Annotated in this window: 11 protein-coding genes and 1 pseudogene; 7 read left to right on the top strand and 5 right to left on the bottom strand. The window is 70.7% G+C overall.

The genetic code is table 11. From position 1 onward, the window contains the following. On the bottom strand, positions 1-336 hold a 336-nt coding region (locus ACYVE7_RS20415; RefSeq protein ID WP_460366557.1), incomplete at its 3' end, for an SAF domain-containing protein. 448 nt (positions 337-784) lie between these two features. On the opposite strand from ACYVE7_RS20415, the gene ACYVE7_RS20420 reads away from it, so the two are divergent. Beyond that, positions 785-2,887, top strand: a complete 2,103-nt coding sequence (locus ACYVE7_RS20420; RefSeq protein ID WP_460366558.1) for an MMPL family transporter — start codon at positions 785-787, stop codon at positions 2,885-2,887. A 55-nt stretch (positions 2,888-2,942) separates the two neighbouring features. On the opposite strand, the gene ACYVE7_RS20425 is transcribed toward ACYVE7_RS20420, so the two are convergent. From ACYVE7_RS20425 to ACYVE7_RS20440, 4 genes are read right to left on the bottom strand one after another with little or no spacing between them, the layout of a single operon-like run. Continuing rightward, positions 2,943-3,251, bottom strand: coding sequence for an FmdB family zinc ribbon protein (locus ACYVE7_RS20425; protein ID WP_460366559.1), 309 nt, complete (start codon positions 3,249-3,251; stop codon positions 2,943-2,945). A gap of 53 nt (positions 3,252-3,304) precedes the next feature. Beyond that, a complete protein-coding gene (locus ACYVE7_RS20430; RefSeq protein WP_460366560.1) occupies positions 3,305-4,813 on the bottom strand; it encodes a potassium/proton antiporter in 1,509 nt (502 codons plus the stop codon). Positions 4,814-4,846: 33 nt separating this feature from the next. Further along, positions 4,847-5,809: an NAD(P)-dependent oxidoreductase gene (locus tag ACYVE7_RS20435; RefSeq protein ID WP_460366561.1), complete on the bottom strand. Its 963-nt coding sequence runs from the start codon at positions 5,807-5,809 to the stop codon at positions 4,847-4,849. Then, complete coding sequence (locus ACYVE7_RS20440; RefSeq protein WP_460366562.1) at positions 5,806-6,363, bottom strand: 5-formyltetrahydrofolate cyclo-ligase; 558 nt, start codon at positions 6,361-6,363, stop codon at positions 5,806-5,808. Before ACYVE7_RS20440 ends, ACYVE7_RS20435 begins: the two co-directional genes overlap by 4 nt. A 58-nt stretch (positions 6,364-6,421) precedes the next feature. Between ACYVE7_RS20440 and galU the strand changes: the two genes are divergently transcribed. The 6 genes and pseudogenes from galU to ACYVE7_RS20470 form a co-directional block, all read left to right on the top strand. After that, on the top strand, positions 6,422-7,324 hold the full coding sequence (gene galU / locus ACYVE7_RS20445; protein ID WP_460366563.1) for a UTP--glucose-1-phosphate uridylyltransferase GalU: 903 nt from the start codon (positions 6,422-6,424) through the stop codon (positions 7,322-7,324). 18 nt (positions 7,325-7,342) lie between these two features. Then, a complete protein-coding gene (glp, locus tag ACYVE7_RS20450) occupies positions 7,343-8,542 on the top strand; it encodes a molybdotransferase-like divisome protein Glp (protein WP_460366564.1) in 1,200 nt (399 codons plus the stop codon). Next, positions 8,539-9,006: a cyclic pyranopterin monophosphate synthase MoaC gene (gene moaC, locus ACYVE7_RS20455; RefSeq protein ID WP_460366565.1), complete on the top strand. Its 468-nt coding sequence runs from the start codon at positions 8,539-8,541 to the stop codon at positions 9,004-9,006. Before glp ends, moaC begins: the two co-directional genes overlap by 4 nt. Next, positions 9,006-9,485, top strand: coding sequence for a MogA/MoaB family molybdenum cofactor biosynthesis protein (locus ACYVE7_RS20460; RefSeq protein WP_460366566.1), 480 nt, complete (start codon positions 9,006-9,008; stop codon positions 9,483-9,485). Before moaC ends, ACYVE7_RS20460 begins: the two co-directional genes overlap by 1 nt. 36 nt (positions 9,486-9,521) lie before the next feature. Beyond that, entirely contained in the window at positions 9,522-10,127 is a 606-nt protein-coding gene (locus ACYVE7_RS20465) for a GNAT family N-acetyltransferase (RefSeq protein WP_460366567.1), read from the top strand. A 204-nt stretch (positions 10,128-10,331) separates the two neighbouring features. After that, a pseudogene (locus tag ACYVE7_RS20470) lies at positions 10,332-10,620 on the top strand (hypothetical protein); the annotation flags it as partial.

Here is a 10,620-nt window from a genome sequence, read left to right on the forward strand (position 1 = left end):
GAGCACCCCGGGGATCGACGGCTGGGCGGCGCCGTAGCTCTCCAGCAGCGCCGGCCCGAGCAGCCGCACGTCGGTCAACGCCTCACCCCGCCGCAGCGGCGCGGCCAGGATCGCCCCGTCGGGAAGCCGCGCCACCGCCCCGTCGGGTCGTGACCGCAGCGGCGTCGAACCGAAGTCGGCCGCTGTGAGGACCGCCCCGGCGCGCAGATCCCTGACGGCCGTCAGGGTCGCCACCCCGACGTTCCCGGGCCGGAGCGTGTGCAGCGCGAGCAGTGCCGCCAGCCCGGCCAGTAACGCGGCCAGCACCCGGCGATGCCCCGCGACGGCCCCCGCCATCCGACCCCTCGGCCACCCACCGAAACCACCCCCTCCCCGAGCCCGCCCAGGGGCCCGGCCGCTGGTGGGGCGGAGGGTGGCGACCGGGCGGCGGAGGCTCTGGGGAGCGGAGTGCGAGTTCATGAAAGCGAGGCTAGGCGCCCGGCCGGATGATCGTTCCCAGCCCTGTGGATAACCGCTGGAAGGGCTAGTGCGCTGGGGGTGCGGGGTGGTCGGGGCTAGTACGTGAGGGGGAGGGTGAGGTCGGCTCGCGGGGGTGATGTCCAGGGGTGTGGGGGCGGGCGAACATCGGGGTGCGGTCGGGGAGATCCCCGATGGTCTGCGGCGCGGGGCGCGGGAGACCATCAAGAAGGTGCCGAGTGATCGCGATAGTACTTGACATATCGTGATTGGTCGGGACAGGCTGATCGTGTGAACGCGACATAACTCGAAGCAACGGGGAAAGGCAATGAGGACTCTCGCAACCCTCCCGGCAGGCCGCCGGGCGAAGTGGCTCATCCTGTTGGTCTGGCTGGCGGCGCTGTTCGTGCTGGCGCCGCTCAGCGGGCGGCTGGGCGACGCCCAGGAGAACGACGCGGCGGCGTGGCTTCCGGGCGGAGCCGAGTCGACCCAGGTGCTGGAACTGCAGAAGAAGTTCGAGACCGAGGAGACGTCCCTCGCGGTCGTCGTCTATGAGAACAAGGGCGGGATCACCCCCGCCGACCAGGCGAAGGCCGCGCAGGACGCCAAGGAGTTCGCGTCGGTCGAGGGCATCGGGGGTCCGGTCACGGGTCCGATCGCGGCCAAGGACGGCCAGGCGTTGCAGGTCCTGTTCCCGGTGCAGGCCGAGAAGGAGGTCGAGGCCACCGACGCCACCCGCGCGATCATCGAGCGTGGTCCGCCGCCCGGTCTCGACGTCCAGGTGACGGGCCCGGTGGGGGCGGCCGCCGACCAGATCGAGGTGTTCGAGTCCCTCGACGGTTTCCTGCTGATGGCGGCCGGCGGGGTCGTGATCGTCCTGCTGCTGGTGATCTACCGGAGCCCGGTGCTCTGGCTGGTTCCGGTGTTCTCGGCGGTCGCGGCGCTGATCACGGCGATGGCCGTCGTCTATCTGCTGGCGGACAATTTCGACGTCACGGTGAACGGGCAGACGGCGGGTGTCCTGAACGTCCTGGTGTTCGGGGTCGCGACGGACTACGCGCTGCTGCTGGTGGCCCGCTACCGGGAGGAACTGCACCGGCATCCGGACAAGCACGAGGCGATGGCGATCGCGTTGCGCAAGGCCGGTCCGGCGATCGTGGCGAGCGCCGCGACGGTCGCGGCGGGCCTGATGTGCCTGATCGTCGCCGAGCTGAACTCGACGGCCGGTCTGGGACCGGTCGCCGCGACGGGTGTGCTCTGCTCGCTGCTGGCGATGATGACGCTGCTCCCCGCCCTGCTGGTGATCATGCCGCGGGCGATCTTCTGGCCGGTCGTGCCGCGTTATGACGTCAAGTGGGAGGACCCGGAGGCGTTCGAGCGTGAGCACGGGATCTGGTCGAAGGTCGCGGCTCTGGTGGGGCGGCGTCCGCGGACTCTGTGGATCGGCACGGCGGTCGTCCTGGGCGTGATGATGCTGGGGATGGGCTCGCTGAACACGCAGGGCTTCTCCAACGAGGGCGCGTTCGTCGACAAGCCGGATTCGATCGTGGGCGAGGAGATGTACGCCCGGCACTTCCCGGTCGGCACGGGCTCGCCGGTGATCGTGATCGGTCAGGCGGCGCAGTCGGAGGCGTTGAAGACGGCGATCGCCGGCACCCCGGGCATCCTCCAGCCGGGCGACGCCGAGGTGAAGGGCGATCTGGTCCGCTATGAGGCGATTCTGGACGGCAAAGCCGACTCCGAGGCCGCCCAGACCACGATCGTGAAGCTCCGCGACGCCGTCCACGCCGTCCCGGGTTCGGACGCCAAGGTCGGCGGTATGACGGCGGCGTCCTACGACATCAACGAGGCCGCCTCCCACGACAACCTGCTGATCATCCCGATCGTGCTCGTGGTGGTGGTGCTGATCCTGATCGGCCTGCTCCGCTCGCTGGTCGCGCCGCTGCTGATGATGGCGACGGTCGTCGCGAGCTTCCTGGCCACGCTCGGGGCCTGCGGTGTGATCTTCAAGTACGTGTTCGACTTCGAGGCGGTCGACCCGGGGTTCCCGCTCCTGGCGTTCATCTTCCTGGTGGCGCTCGGTGTCGACTACAACATCTTCCTCATGCACCGGGTGCGGGAGGAGTCCCAGGTGGACGGGACGCGCCGCGGCATCGTCCGGGGCCTGACGGTCACCGGCGGCGTCATCACCTCGGCGGGGTTCGTGCTGGCGGCGACGTTCGCGGCGCTGACGGTGCTTCCGCTGGTCGGGATGGTCGAGATGGGGTTCGTGGTCGCGTTCGGGGTGCTGTTCGACACGCTGATCGTCCGCAGTCTGCTGCTTCCGGCGCTCGCCTATGACCTGGGCGGCAGGATCTGGTGGCCGAGCAGGCTCGCCGTCGGTGAGGCGGAGGGCGTCCGGGACGACCGCTCCTACGAGCCGGTCTCCTGAAACAGGGAAGATCCCCGACCGCGCCCGGCGGTCGGGGATCTTTCCGTGTCAGGGTTCAGGCGGACGCGCTGGACGTCGAGGAGGAGGGCGCCGACGGGGCGGGCGCGGCGGGCTTCGCCGGCGCCGGGTCGGCCTTCTTCTCGGGGGTCGCGGGGGTGGTCGTGGTCGGTGTCGTCGACTTGCCGGAGCCGCGGGAGTCGTTGCGGTAGAAGCCGGAGCCCTTGAACACGATGCCCACGGCGGAGAACACCTTCCGCAGGTTTCCGCCGCAGTTGGGGCATTCGGTCAGGGCGTCGTCGGTGAATTTCTGGACGACCTCCAGACCCTCGCCGCAGTCATTGCAGGCGTACTGGTACGTGGGCACGTGCCCTCCTTCGCTGTCTGGCACTCGGCTCCGTCGACTGCCAATGGTAAGGCCTACTCGCCGTGCTCTCCGAACCAGCCCGCCAGCTTTCCGCGCCGGCTCACCGCGCGCAGCCGCTGTTCGGCGGTCTCGCGGTCGTCGGCGGTGGTGACGACGAGCAGTTCGTCCCGTTCCTGCAGGACGGTGGTCGGTGAGGGAACAAAGCTCTGCCGTTCGACTATTCCTTCGGCCCCGACGATCTCCCGCAGCACCAGTGTGATCAGTGCGCCGGGCGGCAGCCGCAGCTCGAAGATCTCCACTCCGGCCAGCCGCGACCCGACGGGGATCTTGATTTCCAGCAGGTCGGCGTGGAGTTCTTCCAGGGGGGCGGCCTCGACGCCGAGTTCGGTCGGCGCCCCCTCGACGGTGATCTTGAGCCATCGCGCCAGCGGCGGCAGGGTCGGGCCCTGCACGAAAGTGAAGATCACCACAATGACGAAGACGGCGGAGAACAGCTTGTCGGAGCCGGGGATGGCCTCCGTCATCGGGACGGTCGCCAGGATGATCGGGACGGCGCCGCGCAGCCCCGCCCAGGACAGGAAGGTCTTCTCCCGCCAGCCGACCTTGAACCCGATCGTCGAGACCAGGACCGAGACGGGACGGGCGATGAACACCAGCACCAGCCCCGCGACGATGCCGTGCCACAGCTCGCCGGGCAGGTCGGTGGGGGAGGCCAGCAGGCCCAGCATGATGAACAGCCCGATCTGCGCGAGCCAGGCGATGCCTTCGGCGAAGCCGAGGGTGGCGGGCCGGTGCGGCAGGCGGGCGTTGCCCAGGACGAGCGCGGCGAGGTAGCAGGCGAGGAATCCGCTGGAGTGCAGGAGGGTGGCGCTGCCGTAGGCGCCGACGGCCAGCGACATCACGGCCAGCGGGTACAGGCCGGACGCCGGCAGGGCGGCGCGCCGCAGCACCCATGCCCCGGTCCAGCCGATGGCCAGGCCGACCAGCCCGCCGACGACCAGCTCGAACACCAGCAGCCCGATCAGCCCGAGCGCGGAGGTGTGGTGGTCGGGCGCGCTCAGCACGATCACCAGGATCACGACGGGCGCGTCGTTGAATCCCGATTCGGCTTCGAGCATCCCCGACAGGCGGTGCGGCAGCGGCAGCCGGCGCAGCACGGAGAAGACGGCGGCGGCGTCGGTGGGCGCCAGGACCGCGCCGAGTAGCAGCGCGAGCCGCCAGTCGAGGTGCAGCAGCCAGTAGGCGGCCCCCGCGACGATCACGATGCTGATGGCGGTGCCGATGATCGCCAGCGACAGAGCGGGTGCGACCGAGCCGCGGACCTGCCGCCAGTTGGTCGTCAGACCGCCCTCGATCAGGATGATGACCAGGGAGGCCAGGCCGAGGGTCTGGGCGAGGGCGGCGTCGTCGAAGCGGAATCCGGCGCCCGACTCGCCCAGCAGCAGGCCGAGGCCGAGATAGAACAGCAGGCTGGGCAGCCCTAGCCGGTTGGACAGCCGCACCGCGACGATCGCGACGAGTACCATCGCCGCGCCCAGTGCCAACCACGCTTCGAGTCGCAATGGCCACCTCCCGTGTCAATTATCCCGGAAGGATCAGATGGTCCGCGCCCGGATAATCGGGTTCAGACCGTTCACGACGTGCTCAACCGGGCGTCCGCCCAGCGCAGCGGCCAGATTGGACAGCACGATCTGAATGATCGCCAGCTGGGCCTGGTCGGAAACCCCGGCCTCGTGCGGGGACAGCAGGACGTTCTCCTCGGCGAGCAGCGGATGCCCTCCGGGCAGGGGTTCGGTCTCGAAGACGTCCAGTGCGGCGCCGGCGAGGGCGCCCGAGCGCAGCGCGTCCAGGACGGCCTGGTCCGGGACGATCCCGCCGCGTGAGACGTTCACCAGCAGCGCGCCCGGGGGGAGCAGCGCGAGCCGGTCGCCGCCGAGGAGCCCGCGCGTGTCGGCGGTCAGCGGCAGCGTCACCACCAGGACGTCGCTGCCCGACAGCAGCTCGGTGAGGCCGACCTGTCCGGGATCGTCCTTCACCGACCGGTTCCAGTAGGAGACCCGGCAGCCCAGCGCCCGGAACAGCCCGGCCGCCGTCGAGCCGATCGCGCCGTATCCGGCGATCCCGATCCGCTGGGCGTGCAGCTCACGCCCGCCGACGGCCCGCTGCAGCCACGCGCCCTCGCGCATCCGCCGGTCGGCCCAGGCCGTCCTGCGGCAGAGGGCGAACGCCGCGCCGACCGCCCATTCGGCGACGGACCGGACGTTCGCGGGCCCCGAGTTGGCGACCACGACCCCCGCGTCGGTGAGGGCCCGCAGATCCAGGCTGTCGGTACCGACCTGCGGCTGCTGCACGAACCGCAGCCGCTCCGCCGCCGCGACGGCCGCCGCGTCCAGGCCGAGCTCGCCGGTGAAGTCGCCCACGATGATCTCGGCGTCGGCGATCGCGGCGAGCAGCCCCGCCCTGTCCCTGGTCGCGGGGACGACCAGTTCGGCGTCCAGCTCCGCGAAAAGCGCTCTGAGCAGGTCTTCGGGCAGGGGGAGCAGCGCCGCGATCTTCATGGCGTCAGCCTACGGAACCCCCCGGAGGGTGTGACGACGGCCCTGACGGGAATGTCGTGCGGAAAAGCCGGAACTTCGTCGACGAATTCGGCGTCGTAGACCACACCGATCGTCAGGATGGCGGGTCCCACCCGGGCCAGTGCCCGGTCGTAGGAGCCGCCGCCCTGGCCCAGCCGCCGGCCCGCCCGGTCGACGGCCAGAGCGGGCACCAGCACCACGTCCGCCGCGCCGACGGCCCCGGGACCGCGGGGCGGTTCGGTCGGTTCCAGAATCCCGCGCGGGCCCTCGACCAGCGAGTCGGGGCCTTCGTAGGACGCCCAATCCAGATCACCATCGGGCAGCAAACGGGGAAGGAGCACATACGATCCGCGTTTCCAGAGCGCGAACAGCAGGCTCTGGGTGCCCGGCTCAAAACCTACCGACGAGTAGGCAGCAATGGACGAGGCCATCTCGATCTCCGGGACGGTCAGCAGCGCGTCCCGGATCTTGGAGGAGGCCTGTGCCCGCTCGTGGGGCTCCAGGTGTCTGCGTCCCGCTCGTATACGCGTACGCAATGGAGCCTTAACGTCTTCCTGCACTCGGCACCCTCCTGAGTTGACTAGGGTTTTTCTCATGGCCGACATCTCACCCGTAACGAAGGCAGTGGTCCCCGCCGCCGGGCTTGGAACACGATTCTTGCCCGCCACCAAGGCGACCCCCAAGGAAATGCTGCCGATCGTCGACAAACCCGCGATCCAGTACGTCGTCGAGGAGGCCGTCTCCGCCGGCCTGTCCGACGTCCTGATGATCACCGGTCGGTCCAAGCGATCGATCGAGGACCACTTCGACCGGGCCTACGAGCTCGAGGACGCGCTGCGCAACAAGGGCGACCAGGTGCGGCTCGCCTCGATCCAGGAGTCGGCCGAACTCGCCCAGATCCACTATGTCCGGCAGGGTGAGCCCAAGGGGCTCGGCCACGCCGTGCACTGCGCCCGCCAGCACGTCGGCCACGAGCCGTTCGCGGTGCTGCTCGGCGACGACCTCATCGCCTCCACCGACAACCTGCTCCAGCGGATGATCGAGGTCCGCCAGCAGTACGGCGGCTCGGTGATCGCGCTGATGGAGGTCGAGCCCGACCAGGTCTCCAAGTTCGGCTGCGCCGCGATCTCGGCCAACCTCGAGGACGACGTGGTCAACGTCACCGACCTGGTCGAGAAGCCCGCCGCCGGTGAGGCGCCCAGCAACTGGATCATCATCGGCCGATACGTCCTGGACCCGGCGGTCTTCGACGTCCTGGAGAAGACGGCGCCCGGACGCGGCGGCGAGATCCAGCTCACCGACGCCCTGCGCACCCTCGCCACCATGGACCCCGAGCACGGCGGCGGCGTCTACGGCGTGCTGTTCCGCGGCAGCCGCTACGACACCGGCGACAAGCTCGACTACCTGCGGACCGTCGTCCAGTTCGCCACCGAACGGGACGACCTGGGCGCCGACTTCCTGGCCTGGCTGAAGGAGTTCGTCGGCCGGCAGTCCTGATGTGAGATACATGAGGGCATGAGAACCGTCGAGGAGCATCTGCAGGCCGTCCTGGATCGGCTGACCCCGCTGCCGCCCCTCCAGGTGGCGCTGCTGGAAGCCGCCGGGACGGTGCTCGCCGAGCCCGTCACCGCTCCGGTCTCCCTGCCCCCGTTCGACAACTCGGCCATGGACGGCTACGCCGTCTGCGCCGCGGACCTCGCCGACCTGCCCGTCACCCTGCCCGTCGTGGGCGATGTGGCGGCCGGGGACGGCGGGGTCCTCGGCCTGCGGCCCGGGCTCACCGCACGGATCATGACGGGCGCCCCGATGCCGGGCGGCGCCGACACCGTGATCCCCGTCGAATGGACCGACGGCGGCTCCGTCCACGTCACCATCCGCCAGGGCAACGCCCCCGGCGGCTACGTGCGGCGCGCCGGCGAGGACGTCCGCGCGGGCGACGTGGTGCTGCCCGCCGGAACCCTCCTGCAGGCTCCCCAGCTCGGCATGGCCGCCGCCGTCGGCCGCGCCCAGCTCACCGTCCGGCCCCGGCCCCGCGTCGTGGTGCTGTCCACCGGGGACGAACTACGCGACCCGGGCACCGACCTGTCCTACGGGCAGATCTGGGACTCCAACTCCTTCATGCTCACCACGGCCGTCAACGAGGCCGGCGGCATCGGCGTCCGGCACACGTTCGTCCGCGACGACGCCGGATCCGTCAAGGAGACCCTCGACGACCTGATGGCCCAGGCCGACGTGATCATCACCACCGGCGGGGTGTCGATGGGCGCCTACGACGTCGTCAAAGAGGTCCTGTCGGGCGGCGGCGACGTCGCGTTCGAGAAGGTCGCGATGCGGCCCGGCAAACCCCAGGGCTTCGGGCTCCTCGACGGCCGCTGCCCGATCTTCACCCTGCCCGGCAACCCCGTCTCGGCGTACGTGTCGTTCCAGGTGTTCGTCCGGCCCGCCCTCCGCCACCTGCAGGGGCTGCCCGCCGACGGCCTGCCCGTCGTCACCGCCACCTGCACGGAACCGCTGCGCTCCGCCCCCGGCGTCCAGCAGTACCTGCGGGCCTCCCTGGAGTTCGCGGGCGGCTCCTACGCGGTCCGCGCGTCCGCCGCGCAGGGCTCCCACCAGATGATGGCGCTCGCCGACGCCAACGGGCTGATCGTCCTGCCGCCCGAGACCACCGAGGTGCCCGCCGGCTCCCGCGTGCACGTCCTTAAGCTTCCCTCGTGACCGAATTCTCGCACCTGGACGAAAAGGGCGCCGCCCGGATGGTCGACGTCTCCGCCAAGGAGATCACCGTCCGGACCGCCACCGCCGTCGGCACCGTCGGCCTGTCCGCCGAATGCGTCGCCCTGCTGCGCGACGGCGCCGTCCCCAAAGGCGACGCGATCTCCGTCGCCAGGATCGCCGGGATCATGGGGGCGAAACGGACGCCCGACCTCGTCCCCATGTGCCACCCGATCGCCCTGCACTCCGTCAAGGTCGAACTGGCGATCGTCGACGGCGGCGTGGAGATCCAGGCCGTCACCAGGACCGCCGACCGGACCGGCGTCGAAATGGAAGCGCTCACCGCGGTGACCGTCGCCGCCCTGGCCCTCATCGATATGGTCAAGGCGGTGGACCCCCGGGCACGCGTGGACGGCGTCCGGGTCGTGGCGAAGACCGGTGGTAAAACCGGGCACTGGGAGGCGTGATGCGGGCTCTGGCCGTCACCGTTTCGAGCAGGGCCGCCGCCGGCGTCTACGACGACCGGTCGGGGCCCGTCCTGGCCGAACTGCTCCGCGAGTACGGCTGCCGTGTCGACGGGCCGCGCGTCGTCCCCGACGGGGAAGCAGTCCTGACCGTGCTCACCCAGGCCGTCGCGGACGGCTACGACATCGTGGTGACCTCCGGAGGCACCGGGCTGACCCCCACCGACCAGACCCCCGAGATGACCCGCCCCCTGCTCGACAGGGAGATCCCCGGCATCCCCGAAGCGCTCCGCCGCACCGGGCCCGCCACCGCGATCCTGTCGCGGGGGCTCGCCGGGGTCGCCGGCGGCACACTGATCGTCAACCTGCCGGGCTCCACCGGCGGCGTCCGCGACGGGATGGGCGTCCTCGGACCGGTGCTCGCCCACGCCGTCGCACAGATCGGCGGCGGAGACCACCCGCGCCAATCAGATGGCGGATAAGGGCCAGTCCGAGCAATCATGGATCGTGTGGAACGCATGAGAGGGTGGCCGGTCGCGCTCGCCGAAGGCCCGGTCGGGCTGCGTCCGCTACGGATGCGGGACGCCGCCGTCTGGCGCGACGTCCGCGTCCGCAACGCCGACTGGCTCCGCCCCTGGGAGCCCACCAACCCCGAGACCCCCCTGTTCCGCAGCGGTCTCGGCCCCTACCTCGGCATGGTCACCACGATGCGGCGCGAGGCCAGGCACGGGCTCGCCCTGCCCTGGGTGGTCACCTACGACGACCAGTTCGTCGGCCAGCTCACCATCGGCGCGATCGTGTGGGGCTCGGCACGCTCCGCGCAGCTCGGATACTGGATCGACCGGGCCTACGCCGGCCGCGGCGTGATCCCGACCGCGGTCGCCCTCGCCGTCGACCACTGCCTGTTCACCGTCGGGCTGCACCGGATCGAGGCGTCGATCCGGCCGGAGAACGCCGCGTCACGCCGCGTCGTGGAGAAACTCGGCTTCCGCGACGAGGGCGTCCGCCGCCGCCACCTGCACATCGACGGCGCCTGGCGCGACCACATCTGCTACGCCCTCACCGCCGAGGACGCACCGGACGGGCTGGGCGCCCGCTGGCGCGCACGTAGCGCCCGCCACTGACAGTCCGCAGGGGAACGACTCTCATGATCAAGAAAAGTTCGGTCATGTGAGGGTCATTGCTAGAGAGATCTCACGACACACCGCCCCGTATGCTCGTCAAGCGCAGACACCGGGTCCTACCGTGCGGGACGTGAGCATGCAAACGTCCGAGACCCGCATCGCTCCCTCGGACCGGCTCGCCACCCGGCTCAAGGAGGGACGCCGATGAGCAGCACCCTCCTCTACCTCGCGATCGTCGCCGTCTGGGCCATCGTCCTGGTACCCATGTGGCTGCACCGCGACACCGAGACCACCACGTCGTTCTCCCGGCTCCTCCACCGCCGCGACCAGTTTCCGGCGGAAACGGGTGATCCGGCCGTCGAGGACGACGACGAGTTCTCCTCGGTGGCCGTCGCGGAGCCGATCCTGCCGCCCGCTCCGCGCCGCGCCCGCCGGGCCGCGATCATCGCCCGCCGTCGCCGCCGCACCACGGGCCTGCTCGTCCTGACGGTCC

The organism is Actinocorallia lasiicapitis (assembly GCF_054778695.1).